At 51.7% G+C, this 18480-nt stretch carries 17 protein-coding genes; 7 read left to right on the plus strand and 10 right to left on the minus strand.

The window, feature by feature from the left end; genetic code table 11:
• Positions 1-32: 32 nt before the first annotated feature.
• The 4 genes from CWI83_RS05385 to CWI83_RS05400 all read right to left on the minus strand — a co-directional run bounded on the left by CWI83_RS05385 (position 33) and on the right by CWI83_RS05400 (position 5871).
• Positions 33-2090: a S9 family peptidase gene (locus CWI83_RS05385; protein ID WP_126826791.1), complete on the minus strand. Its 2058-nt coding sequence runs from the start codon at positions 2088-2090 to the stop codon at positions 33-35.
• 119 nt (positions 2091-2209) lie between these two features.
• Complete coding sequence (locus tag CWI83_RS05390) at positions 2210-4054, minus strand: DUF1302 domain-containing protein (RefSeq protein WP_241969876.1); 1845 nt, start codon at positions 4052-4054, stop codon at positions 2210-2212.
• 141 nt (positions 4055-4195) lie between these two features.
• The gene (locus tag CWI83_RS05395) at positions 4196-5125 is read right to left on the minus strand and encodes an electron transfer flavoprotein subunit alpha/FixB family protein (protein WP_126826794.1); all 930 of its coding nucleotides are present in this window, start codon (positions 5123-5125) and stop codon (positions 4196-4198) included.
• Complete coding sequence (locus tag CWI83_RS05400) at positions 5122-5871, minus strand: electron transfer flavoprotein subunit beta/FixA family protein (RefSeq protein WP_126826797.1); 750 nt, start codon at positions 5869-5871, stop codon at positions 5122-5124. Before CWI83_RS05400 ends, CWI83_RS05395 begins: the two co-directional genes overlap by 4 nt.
• Before the next feature lie 152 nt (positions 5872-6023).
• Between CWI83_RS05400 and CWI83_RS05405 the strand changes: the two genes are divergently transcribed.
• Positions 6024-6470 carry a SufE family protein gene (locus tag CWI83_RS05405; RefSeq protein WP_157980370.1) on the plus strand — a complete coding sequence of 149 codons (447 nt, stop codon included), beginning with the start codon at positions 6024-6026 and terminating at the stop codon, positions 6468-6470.
• Here the strand turns inward: CWI83_RS05405 and tcdA are convergent.
• Genes tcdA through rppH form a run of 6 tightly spaced genes read right to left on the minus strand, consistent with a single transcriptional unit; the run spans position 6434 to position 12525 of the window.
• The gene (gene tcdA, locus CWI83_RS05410) at positions 6434-7207 is read right to left on the minus strand and encodes a tRNA cyclic N6-threonylcarbamoyladenosine(37) synthase TcdA (protein ID WP_126826802.1); all 774 of its coding nucleotides are present in this window, start codon (positions 7205-7207) and stop codon (positions 6434-6436) included. The two genes, CWI83_RS05405 and tcdA, sit on opposite strands and share 37 nt — an antisense overlap.
• Before the next feature lie 22 nt (positions 7208-7229).
• On the minus strand, positions 7230-8081 hold the full coding sequence (locus CWI83_RS05415; RefSeq protein ID WP_126826804.1) for a thymidylate synthase: 852 nt from the start codon (positions 8079-8081) through the stop codon (positions 7230-7232).
• 11 nt (positions 8082-8092) lie between these two features.
• Entirely contained in the window at positions 8093-8884 is a 792-nt protein-coding gene (gene lgt / locus CWI83_RS05420) for a prolipoprotein diacylglyceryl transferase (protein WP_126826807.1), read from the minus strand.
• A 2-nt stretch (positions 8885-8886) separates the two neighbouring features.
• Positions 8887-9678, minus strand: coding sequence for a sulfite exporter TauE/SafE family protein (locus CWI83_RS05425; protein ID WP_126826810.1), 792 nt, complete (start codon positions 9676-9678; stop codon positions 8887-8889).
• Positions 9679-9685: 7 nt separating this feature from the next.
• On the minus strand, positions 9686-11962 hold the full coding sequence (gene ptsP / locus CWI83_RS05430) for a phosphoenolpyruvate--protein phosphotransferase (RefSeq protein WP_126826813.1): 2277 nt from the start codon (positions 11960-11962) through the stop codon (positions 9686-9688).
• An 11-nt stretch (positions 11963-11973) separates the two neighbouring features.
• Positions 11974-12525, minus strand: a complete 552-nt coding sequence (rppH, locus tag CWI83_RS05435) for an RNA pyrophosphohydrolase (RefSeq protein ID WP_126826815.1) — start codon at positions 12523-12525, stop codon at positions 11974-11976.
• Between the two features lie 85 nt (positions 12526-12610).
• Between rppH and mutH the strand changes: the two genes are divergently transcribed.
• The 6 genes from mutH (at position 12611) to CWI83_RS05465 (ending at position 18369) form a co-directional block, all read left to right on the plus strand.
• Positions 12611-13270, plus strand: a complete 660-nt coding sequence (mutH, locus tag CWI83_RS05440; protein ID WP_126826818.1) for a DNA mismatch repair endonuclease MutH — start codon at positions 12611-12613, stop codon at positions 13268-13270.
• Between the two features lie 74 nt (positions 13271-13344).
• On the plus strand, positions 13345-13776 hold the full coding sequence (locus CWI83_RS05445) for an ATP-dependent zinc protease family protein (protein WP_126826821.1): 432 nt from the start codon (positions 13345-13347) through the stop codon (positions 13774-13776).
• The gene (gene rimK, locus CWI83_RS05450; RefSeq protein ID WP_126826824.1) at positions 13773-14678 is read left to right on the plus strand and encodes a 30S ribosomal protein S6--L-glutamate ligase; all 906 of its coding nucleotides are present in this window, start codon (positions 13773-13775) and stop codon (positions 14676-14678) included. The genes CWI83_RS05445 and rimK overlap by 4 nt, the downstream gene beginning before the upstream one ends.
• Positions 14679-15713, plus strand: coding sequence for a succinylglutamate desuccinylase/aspartoacylase family protein (locus tag CWI83_RS05455; protein ID WP_126826827.1), 1035 nt, complete (start codon positions 14679-14681; stop codon positions 15711-15713).
• Entirely contained in the window at positions 15710-16744 is a 1035-nt protein-coding gene (locus tag CWI83_RS05460; protein ID WP_126826830.1) for a methyltransferase, read from the plus strand. The genes CWI83_RS05455 and CWI83_RS05460 overlap by 4 nt, the downstream gene beginning before the upstream one ends.
• Entirely contained in the window at positions 16741-18369 is a 1629-nt protein-coding gene (locus CWI83_RS05465) for a sensor histidine kinase (protein ID WP_126826833.1), read from the plus strand. Before CWI83_RS05460 ends, CWI83_RS05465 begins: the two co-directional genes overlap by 4 nt.
• Positions 18370-18480: the final 111 nt, after the last annotated feature.

Genomic DNA, 18480 nt, shown 5'->3' on the forward strand with positions numbered 1-18480 from the left:
CTTTGTTGGGGTAACGACTGTTCGTTAAACCGTTAGTACTTTTCAAACCAATGTAAAATGTAGGCCACTTTCGCCATCAAGTTACTTGGCCGATTATAAATGCCGTGTGGTGCATCCGGTACGCGCACCATGGCGGTATCCACACCCACTAGTTTCAGCGCCTGATAATACTGCTCTGACTCTGACATCGGGGTACGATAATCGGCTTCACCAGTGAGCAGCATGGTCGGAGTTTTGACATTCCCAACATAGCTAATCGGGCTATATTTCATGTAATGCTCAAGATGATCCCATGGTAAGCCTGGGAACCAATACTTGCTAAAATAGCTATACGCGTCCGCGGTCAGCACAAAGCTGTACCAGTTGATCACAGGTTTAGCGACCACTGCTGCGGCAAAGCGATCGGTATGGCCAACAGTCCAAGCGGTCAGCACGCCACCGCCTGAGCCACCGGTCACATAAAGCTTGTCTTCATCAATAAAGCCCTTGGCGATGACCGCATCGACACCATCCATAAGGTCGGTATAGTCTTCGCTTGGATAGTTGTGATGGATCTCTTGCGCAAACGCCTCGCCATAGCTGGTGCTACCACGCGGGTTGGTGTAGAGCACCACATTGCCGCGCGCCGCCATCAGCTGAATTTCAGCAGCAAAGGAGCCGGCATAGGCAGTATGTGGACCACCGTGAATTTCGAGAATCAGCGGGTACTTTTTGCTGGCATCAAAATTAGGTGGATAGGCAATCCAGCCTTGAATCTTTTTGCCATCGTGCGAGCTCTCGTACCAGATCTCTTCAATCCGTGCCAAGTTCTTGTGCCCTAACGCATCTTCGTTCAAGGAGGTGAGCTGCTTGGTATTTTTGCCTTTCAAGCGCATTAAATCTGCGGGGCGATAGGCATCGGCTAGGGTAAAGACAATGCTATCATCACTTGCGACATCAAATGCGCCGCCGCTGTATGGGCGTGAGTAGCTTAAGCCACCCATTTCATCGGTGAGTACGGTAAGTTTACCGCGCAAGTCGATTTCAGCGATATGGCCTTTACCATGCTTGTCATAAGAGACAAACAATGAACGGCTATCATCAGCCCACTCGACGCCACTGATGCTGTAATCAAGCTCCGCGGTCAGCAGTTCGCGATCGCTCCCGTCGGCATCCATCACATATAAATCGGTCAGTTGATAGCTCATGCCTTCATCATCGTAGCCAAGCCAAGCGATACGCTTACCATCTGGACTGACGAGCGGTGAGCCGTCTGGACCTTTGCGGTCGGTCAACTGCTCGATTTCACCGGTGGCTACGGTTACTGCATAAAGTTCGCTGTTGGTCGGTTGCTCGAATGCATCTTCGCGTAAGTTCGCTGAGAAAAGGATTTGCTTGGAATCACCGCTCCAGCTTAATTGGCCGCCATGGTTATAGTCGCCAAACGTGATTTGCCGTGGCGTGCCGCCAGTGGCTGGGACTACAAAGATCTGGCGATAACCATCGGGTAAAAAGCCAGCGCCATCGGCCCGATATTGGTCTTTGTCGATATATTTAGCTGGCTCGGCCCAGTTCGCACCACGCGGTTTACCCGGCAATGAAACCGGTGCTGGGCTCGATTCTGGGACAAACATGCTAAAAGCTAACCAGCGCCCGTTCGGTGACCAGCTTAATCCACTTGGACTGCCGGTTAAGCGCGTAACCGGTGCATGCTCTTTGCTATCAGTCCAATACAAGTGAATTTGGTTGCTGCCACTGCGATTTGACACAAATGCTAAGGTTTTTCCATCTGGCGACCAAACCGGGGAAAAATCCTGATAAGTACCGCCGGTCAGTGGGCGTAACTTGCCATTATTATCCACTTGCCAAAGGTTGCCGTAACGACGGTCGTCCATGATATCCATATAGTTGCGGACAAATACGGTGTAATCGCCACTTGGATGCACTGCGGGGCTACTGGCAAACTCAAGTTGGAAGATATCTTCTAACTGCAAGGTCTGACTTTTTTCGATGGCCGCGTGGTCGGCAAGGCTCGAGCTGCTGTGGTCATCAGCAAAACTTGGTGCACTAAACACCAAGCTCGCTGCAATAAGATGGGCTAATGGCTTCATAACATCCTCACTTATAGATAAATCGTTGACCCCATAAACATACCGCAAATTTCATTGAAGTTAAGCGGCGGCATAAAAAAACCCGCCAAACGGCGGGTTTTTTGATATCAATGACGCGCTTAGAAGCTATAGCTGAAGCTAATTGCTGCGAAATCGCGGTCACGGGCAGCGTCAAAGTCGCTGTCGCTCGTGATGTTGTAGCTCACGCCTACTTTGTAAGCATTCAAGTAAGTACCGGTCAAGCTCAGACCAATGGTCTTACGGCCTTCAAGGAAGTTACTGTTTGGTGAGTAACCTTTCACGTCATGCCCGAAAGCAATTTGTGGTTCCATGTTCCAACCATTAAAGACGTTGTTGTACTGGCCAACTAAGCGAGCACGATAACCCCAAGATGAGGCAGTTACGAAACCGTCACAGTTGATGTCGGCAGTCGCGGCTGGGTTACCAAGCGCGGCTTGGTCAGCAATGCTTAAACACTTACCGAACACTGGGTTACGACCGTAACGCTGCTCGTCTAAACCTGGTAGCGAGTGAACTTTGTTCATCGCCACTTCACCGATAAAGGTGATACGCTCAGCGCCTAAGACGTTATCCAAGAAGCGAATACCGGTTAACTGGTACTGGCTCACGTCGAGCTCGTCGTAACCAGAGATTAGCTCACCTAAGTTGGTGATAAGGCCGTTGCTGTCACGCAAGATATACTTAGATACAGTACTTGGCACACCAGCACGCACACCAGCGGTCAAGATTTCAACGGTGTTAATTTGCACCGCGAGATCTGGACGGAAGCTATATTCACCACCTACTGACCAAAGGCCAAGGTTGGTCGAGAAGCTTAAGCCCATGATTTGCTGATCTTCTGGGTACTCAAGGTAGAAATTCGGGCCAGCAATCGGATATCCATCTGGATGAGTAAAGCTAGGCGTTGGTTGTACCTGCCAGTTTTGCGCAGAGAGAATTGGCGTTTGGTTATGTACGTTCATGAAGTACGCACCAAATTCAACGTCTAAATCGACTGCATAGTGGCGTAGTGCAAAACCGTATTGGCCACCGTCGTCTGGCTCAACGTTTGGTGCACGGTCAAGATAAGCACCGAATTGAACTGAGTCGCGGTCGCTTAGGTTTGAACTAGGTACACCCGGCACCAATTGTGGGTTCAAGGTAATTTTGTTACAGCCCATACCACCTAAGACATCAATGGTTGAGAAGAAGCTACCACAGGCATCAAGCTTGGTGTTATCCCACTCATACTGATAGAACATATCAAGTGAGGTGTCTTCAGTCAGACCTAAGTTGACGTTCAACATGCCCACTGGCAACAAGGCTTCTTTGATTTCAACACCAGGACGACGAATCGCGTTGACGTCGATTGGGTTGACCGCGTTGATACCGTTGAAGATGAAGGTACTCTCACCCCAGCTCAGTACTTGACGACCCAAGCGCACGTTAACCGGCATTTCACCAAGGTCAAAGTAAGCGTATACGAACGCATCGAGTAGCTCGAAACCTGAACCAGCTGAGAAGTCATCTAAGCCGTCGTTATCAAGCGTGACGTTCGGGAAATAGTTGGTCGAGGTGTGACCATGTGGCATTTCTTGGTTTTCGAGAACATCGTCATACCAATATTTGAAACGCACAAAGGCACCGTAATCACCGGCATCGATGCTCAAATCGTGAACACCTTTGATAACCGAGGTGACCAGGTCGTTTTTGTCAAAGTTTAAGTTACCGTCGTCGGCAACACCTGACTGACCGCCACCGCCTGGCATGTTACCTGGGTGGATAAGCGCAAGATCGCGATCTTCCATCCGCCATGCGGCACCGTAAGAAATGATTGAGTCGAATCTAACTTGGAAATCGCCGACTTCGAATTCAGCTGCACTGGCCCCTGTTGTTCCCGCCAAAGTCAATGCAATTGCAGATGCTAGTGGTAATTTTTTAAGCATAGTTGTTCTTCTTTTCATGTTAGCCACCTATTGAATAGGATGTTATGCACTCAATCATGTCCGATGAGTTAAAAATATGCAAGAGTTGTAAACAAAAAATGGGCATGTGGTTGTCCGCACTGCCCATTTTTGCTTTTTTCTTAATTTTCAAGCGACCGCTTAGAGCGCTTGCTCTAGCTCCGGTAGCACGTCGAATAAATCGGCGACCAAACCATAATCGGCAACTTGGAAAATTGGCGCTTCTTCATCTTTATTGATAGCGACGATAACTTTTGAGTCTTTCATCCCTGCCAAATGCTGAATCGCACCACTAATCCCCACTGCAATGTAGAGATCTGGCGCAACAATTTTACCGGTTTGACCGACTTGATAATCGTTCGGGACAAAGCCAGCGTCAACCGCGGCACGTGAAGCACCTACAGCAGCACCGAGTTTATCTGCCACTTTTTCAAGCAGGTGGAAGTTCTCACCGTTTTGCATCCCGCGACCACCTGAGATGATCACACTGGCAGCAGTCAGCTCTGGACGCTCTGATTGGGCGAGCTCTTCGCCAACAAATTCGGCTTTATCACTTTGCGCCACAATATCCACTGCTTCAACGGCAGCACTGCCGCCTTCGGCCGCAACGGCGTCGAACGCAGTCGCACGGACAGTGATGACTTTGATGCGGTCGCTCGATTGCACGGTGGCGATGGCGTTACCCGCATAAATTGGGCGCTTAAAGGTATCTGCGCTCTCGACCGCAATGATGTCAGAAATCTGCGCAACATCGAGCAAGGCCGCCACACGTGGCATGAAGTTCTTACCCGTGGTCGTTGCAGGAGCAACGATATGGCTGTAGTTAGCGCCGAGTTGCGCCACTAAATCACCAAGGTTTTCCGCTAAGAAGTGCGCGTACGCTGCGTGGTCAGCAAGTAGTACTTTACTCACTCCAGCAACTTTTGCGGCTTCGTCAGCAACGGCTTGGCAGTTTTCACCAGCCACCAAAACCTCGATGTCACCGCCCATTTCAGTTGCGGCTTGCAAGGTTTTTAAAGTGGCAGCATTTAAACTTTGATTGTTGTGTTCGGCAATAACGAGAATGCTCATATCACTTTTGCCTCATTTTTTAATTTTTCAACTAACTCAGCGACGTCGGCGACTTTCACACCGGCACTGCGTTCTGCTGGAGTTTCAACTTTCAACAGTTGCACTGTGCGCTGAACTTCAACACCTAAATCAGCCGGCGTGGTGACCTCAAGCGGCTTGCGCTTGGCTTTCATGATGTTTGGTAACGACGCATAACGCGGCTCGTTTAAGCGCAAATCTGTCGTGACAATAGCTGGCAATTGTAATTTTACCGTCTGCAGACCACCGTCGACTTCACGGGTCACGCTCACGCTGCCCTCTGCTGGAACCACTTCAGAGGCGAAGGTGCCCTGCGGCATACCGGTCAATGCACCCAGCATTTGCCCGGTTTGGTTATTATCTGAATCGATGGCTTGCTTACCTAAAATCACCAGGTCCGGTTGCTCTTTTTCAACCACTGCTTTGAGCAGTTTTGCCACCGCCAGTGAATCTGGCATATCGTCGGTTTCGATTTGAATCGCCCGGTCACCGCCTAAGGCAAGACCCGTACGCAATTGTTCTTGTACCGCTTTCGGGCCAATTGAGACCAACACGACTTCGTCCGCAACGCCTTTCTCTTTCAGACGCACCGCTTCTTCCACGGCGATTTCGCAAAACGGGTTCAGTGCCATTTTGACATTGGCGAGATCAACGTCTGACTGGTCTGCTTTAACGCGAACCTTGACGTTGTAATCAATGACGCGTTTGACCGCCACTAATACTTTCATGTGCTCGTTCCTGTGTTGCTTAGCCTAAATAATGAATACTTGCTGTCATTTAAAACTGCCCAAGATTAACATTTTTTGGGGCGAAAATGGTATCATTTGAAGCGAATTTCCTACTATTTGTCGGTTATTAAACCTTACAGTTGAGGCTTCAGGTGACAGACTCGCATTCTGCTATACAGGGCTACGGCCAATTAACTGATTTTGATCTCAGCGCCTTGCGCGAACAAGTCCGTGCCCAGGCTCCGGCCCTGCGCTACCTGGTGCAGCGCAGTCGCGAGCTAAAGGCTAACCCGAGCTTACAGGTTGCAGCGCATGAAGTATTTGGCTGCGAGGCGCAGGTTTGGGTTCGCGTCACCCTTGACCAAGATCGGGTGCAATTGGAGTGTTATAGCGAGTCGCGGGTGGTCAACGGCTTACTTGCCGTGCTGCAAGATGCCTTAAATGGCGCCAGCACAGAACAGGTGCTGGCGTTTCAGGTACAGAACTATTTTACCGCGCTGGGGCTTGCTGATTTTATTAGTGAAAGCCGACGTAATGGTCTGCAAGCGGTGGTGCAGGCGATTCAGGCCGCCGTGCGTTCTAACTTGGCCAATAACTGAGCCACTGCGACCATGGCAAAGGTCGCGGTAACGGGCATAGCTGCGCCAAACCCTGTCGCACAGTCCATCCGCATACTACCCGCCCCGGGCTTAGCGTGGCTCCAATGACCTTGGCCATCTGGGTAGCGTAACTGTTCGGTCGAATAAACTGCCGTCACCCCGAAATTACGCGCTGGATTTTTGCTAAAGTTATAGTTGCGCCGCAACATAGAGCGGACTTTTGCGAGCAGCGGGTCCTGCTTTACTTTGGCCAAATCGGCTTTATCGATTTGCAGCGGATCAACTTGGCCGCCGGCACCTCCACAGGTCACCAGCGGCACTTTACGGCGTTTGCACCAAGCGATTAAACCGGCTTTCACCGTCACGCTATCAATCGCATCAAGCACGGCCGTCACCGGTGCACCGAGGTATTGGTCCAAGTTATCAAGGGCAAGAAAGTCATCAATCACCCGCACTTGGCAGTCAGGATTAATCTCCTTCACGCGGGCCGCTAAGACTTCTGTTTTAAGTTGCCCGACTGTACTTGAGAGTGCCGGTAACTGACGGTTGATATTGGTCACGCAGATATCATCTAAGTCGATTAAAGTCAGCCCACCAATGCCGCTGCGAGCCAAGGCTTCAACCGCCCACGAGCCCACCCCGCCTAAGCCGACGACGGCGACATGATGCTGCGCAAAAGCATTCTTGACCTGCTCACCGTAGACGCGAGAAATCCCGCCAAACCGTTCTTTACTCATCGAGTGACCACTTCCACACTAGTTACACGCTAAACGGATAAGCAATCGCTGGATGATACTGATAATTATGTACAGCGAAGTCATCTAAGCTCACCCAGGTTTCGAGATCTTCAAGCGTTTTAATCTCAGGATTGATCTCTAACTGCGGGGCTGGGAATGGCTCGCGCTTGAGTTGCACATCACGCATCAATTCGAGTTGGTCTTCATAAATATGGGCGTTGACGATCTTGTGATAGGCGCGTCCGGGTTTATGCCCAGTAATTTGCGCCATTAACGCCAACAAGGTAAACACTTGTACTTGGTTAAAATTAAGCCCCAACGGCACATCACACGAGCGCTGGTAGCTGGTGAGATACAAGGTGTCGCCCAACAACGAGAAATTGTGGGTATGCATGCACGGGCGCAAACAGCCGCGATCAAATTCACCGGGGTTATAGAAGGTGACAATTTCGCCGCGATCATCGAGCCCTTTGGAGAGGTTATCGACTACTTTGCGAAGCTGATCTAAATGGCTGCCATCGGGCTTGGCCCAACTACGCCCCTGTACCCCGTACACGCGCCCCATATCGTCTTCACCGCGGCGGTGCGGGTTCGCCAACCAGGCTTCGTTTTGATTGGCATTGGCATCCCAGGTTTTGCAGCCAAGCGCACGAAAATCGGCAGCATTATCATAGCCACGTAAGTAGCCCAGCAACTCGGCAATGGCGGCCTTCCAGTAGCTTTTACGGGTAGTGATCAGCGGAAACTGATTGCCCGCCACATCATATTCTAAATCCGCATTAATCACGGTAAGACAGCGTTTACCGGTGCGCTCATTGGTCACCCAAACGCCTTCGTCGACAATTCGCTGGCACAATTGCAGATAACTTTGCATGCTATTCTTCCTTACTTCGCGGCGACCAAGCGCGGCCGCAGCAATAACCACAGACCCAGAGCAATCATTGGCAATGATAGCCACTGCCCCATGGATAAACCAAGCGCGAGCGGGCCAAGATGGGCATCCGGCTCACGGAAATATTCCACCACAAAGCGCGCCAGCCCATAGCCGATCATAAATACCCCACCGATGGTCCCAACCGGACGCGGTTTGCGACTATAAATAGCGAGCACGATAAACAGCAAAATGCCTTCCAGCGCGGCTTGATAGAGTTGCGATGGATGCCGCGCCAGCGGTCCGCCATACTCGAACACCATGCCCCACGGAACATCCGTCGGACGGCCCCAAAGCTCGCCATTAATAAAGTTACCAATGCGCCCCGCGGCTAGCCCGACAGGGGCTAAGGGCGCAATAAAATCGCCCACTTGCAATAAGCTCATTTGATTGCGTTTGGCATGTAGCCAGAGCACCAAAATAACCCCAAGCAAGCCACCGTGGAACGACATGCCGCCGCTGGTGAAATCAAATAAGTAGAGCGGATCGGCAAGGAAGCGCTGCCACTGGTAAAACAATACATAACCAACGCGGCCACCAATGACGACCCCAAGAAAGCCATAAAACAGTAAATCGCTGAATTTTTCTTGGCTCCAACCTTGGGCTTTATAATGTGGCATCTGACACTGGCGCTTACCCCACCAGTACGCAAACGCTAAGCCAACCAGGTACATCAAACCATACCAGCGGATATCAAACGGCCCGAGGCTAAAGATAATCGGGTCAATTTTAGGGTGTTGTATCATGCTTATCCTATTACCAAGTTAATCGCGACAATCACCAAAAATAGCGCGAAGCCGCGTTGTAATTTCGCCACTGGAATGCGCTGTGCCAAGCTGGTGCCAATCGGTGCAAAAATCACTGAAGCAATCGAAATCGCCAGCCACGCTTGAAAATGCACGTAACCTAACAAACCGGAATGGTCGCCTAATTGCTGCCCAAGTACAACGAAAGCGAGGGCTGCACTTATACCGATACTTAAACTCCCCACTGAGGATACGGCAATCGCTTGGCGAATTGGAACCCTTAAGCGTTGTAACAAGGGCACGGTCAGTGAGCCACCGCCGATCCCTACTAAGGCTGATATGGTGCCCATGGCGACCCCGATCACGCCAAGTAAGCGTTTCGAGACCCCAGTTAAAGGTTCGCCATCACGGGCAGGCATCAACATGCGTCCGGCCAGCAGAAACAGTACCACTGCGAAAATTCGTTGTAACCAACTTGGGTGTAATTCGGTGGCAAGCCAAGCGCCGACAATGGCCCCAAGCATTAAGCCTGGAATCAGGCGGCGCACCCAGAACCAACTGATCTGGCCATGGCTATAGTGCGAGCGAGCGGCGCTTAACGTGGTCATGACGATGGTTGCAAGTGAGGTGGCAACAGCCATTGGCACCACCAGTTCCGCGCTCACCCCTAAAATTGGTAGCAGGTATATCAGCAGGGGCACAATGACCAAGCCCCCGCCGATGCCAAGCATGCCAGCGAGTGTTCCCGCTAACATCCCTCCGGCGATGCACCACAACCAACTGGAAAGTAACACCTTGCTTCTATGCTCCTGCGCGGACTAAACCGCCTAACCCAAGTTTTTCCATTTCTAACGCGAGTATTTCGTGTACTTGCGGGGCACTGCGTGCCGCTAATACCTGCTCTAAAACGCTCTGCATTTGTGCCAACGTCAGTTGACTTAACATCCAGCGGACATGATCTAAGCTATAGCCATTCATACTCAAATTGCGATAGCCCATAGCTGCCAGTAACAAAGCACCGCCTGGTTCTCCTGCAAGCTCACCACAGACGGATATGGGCTTTTGCAGCCGCTGACAGGTTTGCGCAATCTCGGCAAGTGCGCGGATCACCGCAGGATGGTAGGCGTCGTATAAGGCGCTAACTCGCTCATTATTGCGATCGACCGCCAATAAGTACTGAGTTAGATCATTACTGCCCACCGAGAAAAAGTCGATTTTTTCGGCGATCACATCGAGTTGATAGAGCACTGCTGGAACTTCGATCATGACGCCCACCTGCGGGTAATGCAAGTGCTGTTGCGGATCTTCTGCCACTTCTTCGCTGACTTCATGATGCGCCTGCTTGATCATGCGCAAGGCTTCATCGACTTCTTCGACGGTACTCACCATCGGCAGCAGAATGCGCAAACTGCAGGTGTTGATCGAGGCTTTGAGCATGGCCCGAATTTGCATCAAGAAAATTTCGGGCTGATCCAAGGTTAAACGGATTCCGCGCCAACCCAAAAATGGGTTTTCTTCGCTAAGCGGTAAATACGGCAGCGGCTTATCGCCGCCGACATCAAGGGTGCGCATCACCACTGTTTGCTCGGCGAATTGTTGTAACACCTCGCGGTATAACTCGACTTGCTCACTCTCAGTGGGAAAGCGCTCGCGCAGCATAAATGGGATTTCAGTACGAAAGAGCCCGACCCCATCGCTTTGTAAGGCTTGCAACCAGCTTTTATCGACTTGCACGCCAAGGTTAAGCTGTAAGCTAAAGGGTTCGCCCTCTTTACTCTGAGCCGGTTGTCCGCGCGCCTGCTCGACCAGTTCCCGCAGCTCCAATTCTTCATTAGCAAGTTGCCGATACTCTGCCACTACTTGAGTTGGTGGATTCAAATACAACTCACCGCTGTAGCCATCCACCACACAGAGTTGGTTGTCGATATCATTTAAATCAAGCTCGGCCACCCCGACAATGGCGGCAATCCCCATACTGCGGGCCATAATTGCGGCGTGCGAATTGCGCGAGCCACGCAGCGAAACCATGGCAACAATCTCAGTATCGGGAAGTTCCGCCAGCATGGTAACAGTGACCTCTTCGGCGACCAGCACACACTGCTTTGGCGGCTTGGTCGCGCGCCGTTCGCGCTGCTGCAAATGGGCGAGAATACGCTGACCGAGGTCGCGCACATCACTGGCCCGCTCTCGAATGTAGTCATCTTCGAGCGCCTCAAATTGCTGCACCAATTGCTCGACGACAATTTTCAATGCAGTTTGGGCGCGCCAGCCGGCTTGAATGGTTTGTTCGACTTGTTGCCCGAGTGATTCCGAATCGAGCATGGCGTGATACACCTCAAAAATCGCTAGGCTCTCCGCTGCGACTTCATCGCGCATGCGCTCACTCAAGCGAATCAAATCCTGTCGGGTCCGCGCCACCGCCGAACGAAACGCGCGGATTTCGCGCTCTGGGTTGTCACAGGGTTTGGCTTTGACTGCGCTCAATTGCGCTAAAGGCTGCATCACATAAGCGGGCGCAATGGCGACCCCAGCCGCTGCGGCGAGACCTTTATAGGTTTGCCCAAACGCAGACTGTTGATGCGGGTGCAGCGCAACGCCTTTGGCCTGGGCATGGGCAATCACGACCGCTAACTGGGCTGCGAGCGTCACCGCAAAGGCTTCTTCATCGGCACTGTAGGCGCGCGCTTCGCGTTGCTGGATCACCAACACACCAAGCACTTTGCGCCGATGAATAACGGGCGTGGTGAGCATGGCTTGATAGCCGGTTTCGTCGACCCCGGGCAGTTGTAAAAAGCGCGGATGCTGGTCTGCTTGAGCAAGGTTAAGGGGCTCTTCGCGCTGGGCTGCGAGACTGATCATGCCCTCGCCGAAATTCATGTAGATCGGCTGTTCTTGGGTAATGCGCAGGCCATCAGTGGCGGCCAGGCGAAAGCGTTGCTGGGCGAAATCAGTCAGGTAAATGGTACACGAATCGGTGTTCAGCGCCTGCTTTACTTCGGTCACAAGGGTTTGCAGCGCCAGCTCAAAGTCTGGCGCTTGATTCACCGCTTGCACTATCCGCTGTAATTGTCGCAGCACGACTTGGCTCCTCAGCGCTTTTTACGCGAGTGACGCTGCTTTCGGTGCTGTCCTGAACGATTTGCCTGAGGCCCACGCGGACCGCCCTGAGTCGGCATAACGATGGGCGCAAACTCACGCATGGCGCGACGGTAGACATCGCGTTTAAATGAGACGACATGGCGGACCGGGTACCAATAACTGACCCAGCGCCAATCATCAAATTCTGGATGTGAGCTTTGCATCACATCCACGTCCGTTTCCGCGCACTTAAGTCGCAGCAAAAACCATTTTTGTTTCTGACCAATACAGGTTGGTCGTTGTTCACGCCGTACCAGCCGCTTCGGTAACCGATAACGATACCATTGCCGGCTGGCATAGATTAACTCGACTTGTTCGGGTTTTAGCCCGACTTCTTCCCACAATTCGCGATACATCGCTTGTTCGGGAGTCTCGCCATCGTCGATTCCCCCTTGTGGAAACTGCCAGCTGTGCTGACCAAATCGGCGTGCCCAAAAGACTTGCCCCTGCTCGTTACAGATGATGATTCCAACGTTGGCGCGGAACCCTTCTGCGTCTATCACGCGAGCATCCTCATAAATTCGATTTCTGGCTTTGATTGTTCCATAATCGCGGCTGCATGAAAAGGAAATAATAGCGAAATCAACAATGCAGGACTTACCCAGCTTATTTGCCAAGGCCAGTCAACTCGCTGGTCGCAGCTTCGCCGAACTTGCCGCTGAGGTGGGCTTGAAAGTGCCTAAAGACCTGCGCCGCAATAAAGGCTGGGTGGGTCAATTACTGGAACAACAACTCGGTGCCAGTGCCGGCTCACAACAATTACAAGACTTCCCGGAATTAGGTGTGGAACTGAAAACGATTCCGATTGACGCAACCGGCAAGCCACTGGAGACCACCTTTGTCTGCACCACGCCACTGGTCGATATTGAGCAGCTCAGCTGGGAGCAGAGTAATGTCCGCAATAAACTCCAGTGCGTCTTGTGGATCCCGATTGATGGGCGCCGCGAAATTGCCTTGGCCGAACGGACCGTTGGCACCGCATTTTTATGGCAACCAAGTGCCGCGCAAGAACAGCAACTGCGACAAGATTGGCAAGAGCATATGGACCGCATTGCGCTTGGCCAAGTGGAACAAATCAGTGCCCATCAAGGCGAAGTGCTGCAACTGCGACCGAAAGCCGCCAACGGTCGAGTTAAGACGCAAGCGATTGGACCCAATGGCCAATTGATTGAGACCTTACCACGCGGTTTCTATCTGAAAACCAGTTTTACCCACAGTATCCTCAGAGATGTATTTAATTTGCCGTAAATGATCATTATTTACGCGGGCATTTGCGCTCGTTATGCTAAGCTAATGTTTTTTAAAATAGGTTCGCAAACAAGATGGATACGCTCGGTTGGCGAGAATGGGGCGCGCTCCCCGATTTAGGTATTGAGGCAATTAAAATGAAAGTCGACACAGGGGCGAAAACCTCGTGCCTGCACGCCTTTCAGATTGAACCTTTTGAGCGCGATGGGCGCGCTTGGGTGAAGATTTGGGTCCACCCTGAGCAAGACAGCTTGCGCGAACATATTTGTGAAGCTGAAGTGCTTGACCAGCGTGAGGTCAGTGATTCAGGTGGACATCGTGAATTGCGCTATGTGATTCGTAGTCGCTTGCAAATTGGCGGATTTGATCAGCCTATCGAGCTCACCTTAACCAATCGCGATAGTATGAAGTTCAGAATGCTGCTAGGTCGCCAAGCCATGAACGGCCACTTTATCGTGAACCCGGAAGCATCTTATTTAATGGGCAACAAGGAATCGGCATCATGAGAATTGCAATTTTATCCCGTAATCCTCGTCTCTACTCGACTAAACGTCTGGTCGAAGCGGGCGAAGAAAAAGGCCACGAGATGCATGTGCTCGACCCGTTGCGCTGTTATATGAACATCAATGCCCGCGAATCATCAATTCACCGCAAAGGTGAGACGCTACCGAAGTTTGATGCGGTGATTCCGCGTATTGGCGCCTCGATTACCTTCTTCGGCACAGCGGTTTTGCGCCAATTCGAGATGATTGGGACCTATCCCTTAAATGAATCGGTGGCGATTTCACGTAGTCGTGACAAGTTGCGTTCACTGCAACTGTTGAGCCGGCGTGGGGTTGGCTTGCCAGTGACGGGTTTTGCCAGTCAGCCACAAGACGTTCCAGACTTACTGGAGATGGTCGGTGGCGCGCCCTTGGTGATCAAATTACTCGAAGGAACCCAAGGCATTGGTGTGGTGCTTGCGGAAACGCGCCAGGCCGCTGAGAGTGTTATCGAAGCCTTTATGGGGCTGAAGTCGCCAATTATGGTGCAAGAATATATTAAAGAAGCCGGTGGTGCAGATATTCGCTGCTTGGTGATTGGCGACAAAGTCATCGCCGCCATGAAGCGCCAAGCGAAAAGCGGAGAGTTCCGCTCAAACTTACACCGCGGCGGTTCGGCAAGCTTGGTGAAGCTCACTGCGGCAGAGCGCGCAACTGCAGTAAAAGCCGCGAAAATCATGGGCCTCAATGTTGCTGGGGTAGATATTTTGCGCTCGAACCACGGCCCGTTGGTGATGGAAGTCAACTCTTCGCCAGGTCTTGAAGGTATCGAAGCTGCGACCGAGAAAGATGTCGCAGGGCAAATCATCAGCTTTATCGAAAAGAACGCGAAAGCGCATAAAACTCGGACAAAAGGAAAAGGTTAAGTGGCCAAGCGCTCGTCACCTGCTGCGTTTCAAATTGCTGAAACGCAGGTCCCACCTGGATCGCGGGTCAGTATTAAATTCCCCGCGGCACGCCTTTACACAGATACTCCGATTGAACTCCATGCGGAAGTTTTTCATGGGGTTAAAAAAGGGCCCGTGCTGTTAGTTTGCGCGGCGATTCATGGCGATGAGCTAAATGGCGTTGAAATCTGTCGGCGCTTGCTCGGCTTAATCGACCCAACCGAATTAGTCGGTACTGTGATAGTGGTGCCGGTGGTGAATATTTTTGGTTTTATTCAACAATCGCGCTATTTACCTGACCGGCGCGACCTTAATCGCTGCTTCCCTGGCTCTGAGCGCGGGGCGCTGGGTAGTCGCTTGGCGTATTTATTCAATGATGAAATCGTCAGTAAAGCGAGCCACATCATTGACCTCCACACCGGGGCGATGCACCGCAGTAACCTGCCGCAGATTCGCGTCGATACCAGCCAAGCCGAAGCGCTGGCGATGGCGGATGCCTTCTCGGCCCCAGTTATTTTGCAGTCAAAGCGCCGTGATGGCTCACTGCGAGCGCTCGCTGGAGATCTCAATATTCCGCTTATTGTCTACGAGGCGGGCGAAGCCTTGCGGTTTGACGATGCGGCCATTCACGCAGGTGTGAACGGCGTCACCAATGTCATGAAATTCTTAAAGATGATGAAAGGACGCAAGCGCCGCGCCAAAGTCACGCCGGTGCTTGCCCCGCGCAGTGTGTGGGTGCGTAATGAATTCGATGGGCTGGTGATTCGAAAGGTCGAACTTGGCCAAACCATTGCCAAAGGCCAAATCATCGCCGAGATTGTGAACCCCCATCGCGATCAAGCCGAAGCACTGCGCAGTCCCTGCCATGGGATTGTCATTGGTATTAGTAATATTCCGGTTTCGAACGAAGGGGAAGCGCTATTTAATATTGCTCAGTTTGACCGCAGTGAAGTGGTGGAAGCCGGTGAGAACGTCGATACCTTTACTGAGGCATACGAGGGGCGGCCATTGTGAGTGCCCTGCACGCGCCTTCGCAATTACTCCTGCGCCAGCAACAGCTTTTGCCTGAAGGGCCGTTACTGGTGATCAATGGCCCCGATCCTGAGTTGAGCCAAAGCCTCTCGATTGGCGCAAGCTGGAACTGGCATGCAGGGTATCATCAGGCCTGGCTGCGACAAGCGGGGCAACACCATTTTGGTGCTGAGCCACCGCTGCTAGCTGCGGATCAGATCAATGCTGCGATTCTTTATCTACCCAAAGAAAAAGCCCTTGCAGACATGGTGTTTGTGGCGCTTGCGGCAACGCTTAAGTCAGGGACGCCGTTATTTATCGTTGGTGAGAATCGCGGTGGCATTAAAAGTATCCATAAGCGCATGCCTGAGTTTTTACAGACTGCACAGAAAATTGCAGTCGGCCATCATTGCGTTTTGCTCGCCAGCGCCATTGATGCCGCGCAGCACTTTCAGTTGGATGATTTTATTCGTTGGTGCGAACTCGACCAGCCCGGGCATGTTGAGCCTTTGCGCCTAGCAAGTTTCCCCGGCGTGTTTGCCTACCCGAGTATCGATGCGGGCAGTGCCATGTTACTCGAGCATCTGCCGCAATGGCAGCAAGGCCGGGTGTTAGATTTTGCCTGCGGGCATGGGGTGTTAGGCGCATGGCTACAGCGCAACAGTAGCGCACTGACCGTCGACTACCTGGATGTGAGTGCATTGGCCCTGGCTGCGACGACGCGGACGTTAGCCGCGCAACAGCTGACCGGTACGCTCATAGCGCAAGACGGTTTAGCTGCCGAGCAAGGCCAGTACAAGTATATTGTCAGCCACCCGCCCTTTCATACCGGACTTGCCACCGACTATAAAATCGGGGCTGAGTTTCTCAAGCAATCACGGCAACATCTCGAGCGCGGGGGCGAACTTTGGTTGGTTGCGAATCGCTTTTTGCCATGGCCGGAGTTGCTCGAGCAAGTATTCGGGCGCTTTGAACGGGTTGCACAGGATAATAAGTTTGCCGTGTATCGTGCTATCCATGAGGTCCGCCGGTGAGTTGGGTCAAAAGTATCCGCCGCGCCAGCCTGCTCCATAGTGTGCTGGTTGCATGGCTGGTGGCGGTATTGGCGGGAACGATTTATACCGCCTACTACTACCAACAAGTCCGCGACTACCTATTGCAACGCAGTGACGAAATGGCGGAATTGATTACCTTAAGTGGACAACGAAATATCGTTCTTACCGCGTCTCGTGATCCGCACACATGGCTTTCGACTCTTTACACCACCTCTTGGGTTGAACATGTGCATTTGTATCAGCGCACGCAGAGTTCAGCACAATTACGCTTTTTAGGCAGTTACAACAAACAAGGACTTGCCGCGATTCCGGTGCGCCGCGAGTCCCAACTGGAGCAAATTGGTCCGCAATTACGCGAGGACTATATTGATGTGGCCAAGCAGATTACCAATAACGAGCGAGTGATCGGCTATGTGTATCTGCGCTCAAGTCGTGCGCCGCTCGACTTAGTGTTATTACGAGGGGTGATCATTACCAGTGTGATTTCTTTGCTGGCGATTCTTCTCAGTTTGCTGCTGGCACGGCGTCATCGCCGCCAGACCATTGATACCCTGGCGCAACTCACGCAGCAATTACGCGAACTCAGCGAGCATCCGGCAAATGGCAAACGACTGCATGATTTTGACTTACGCGAGCTCGATGAGATTGGCTTAGCCATTAACCGTCTACTTGGCCGCTATGAGCAGCGCCAACGCCGCCTCGAGCAACGCAAAAATCATGCTGAGCGACGCGCCAATGACTTAACGGAGCAATTGGCGCAGCGCGCTAAAGCACTCAGCGAGGCCAACGCAGAATTCGCTGAAACGCTTGAAAGTTTGCATCAATACCAACAGCAGTTGGTTGAGGCGAAAAAGATTTCCTCGCTACGGGAGATGGTTGCGAGTATTGCCCACGAGGTCAATACCCCGGTCGGGCTGGTTATCACCTCGCTCTCCATAATGAACGACCAGCTCGATGGTTTGGTAGAAAAAGTGAGCTCAAAGCAATTAACCCGTGCGCAGCTCGAACAGTTTATCCAACAACATCAGGAAAATTTGGCTTTAGTTAAACGAAACATAGATCGGACCGCGGGTCTGATTGCGCGTTTCAGCCAGCTAGCGCTTGACCAATTCGCCGAGGAACCGCAGTTAATTGAACTGAGTACCTTTTGCGCTGACCTGACAGCAAGCCTACAAACTCGGCTCGAGCCGTGGCCGACGCTTAGCCTTAAGTTGCAGTGTTCTGACACGGGGGCCTACCTGCTCAAACCGGGTCCGATTAATCAAATTTTGACTCAACTTGTACAAAATTCTATACAGCATGGTTTCGAAGATGGCCAAGCTGGAATCATCGATATTCAGCTACAGGTGAGTGACGCGACAGCTGACAGCGCTGAGAGGCAATTACAGATCCGTTATCATGATAATGGCCGTGGGATTGATAACTCCTTGATCGATCGTATTTTTGACCCGTTTGTCAGTGGTCGCAAAGACGTCGGTGCCAGTGGGCTTGGTTTATACCTTGTTTATAACCTTGTCCATCAAGTTCTGCACGGGCAAATTAAAGTCAGCAGTGATTCAGATTCTGGAACACGTTTCCATATCACTCTTCCTATCTCTGCGTAGTGATTACAAACCCATTAAAATCAATACCTTATTTATTGTTCGTGTTATTCTAAAGTTTTTTGATAAAGAGATTAGGTGTTTCTTAAAGAGTTCTGCTAAAATGTAACAATT

This window comes from Pseudidiomarina taiwanensis (genome assembly GCF_003987435.1).
Taxonomy (GTDB): Bacteria; Pseudomonadota; Gammaproteobacteria; order Enterobacterales; family Alteromonadaceae; genus Pseudidiomarina; species Pseudidiomarina taiwanensis.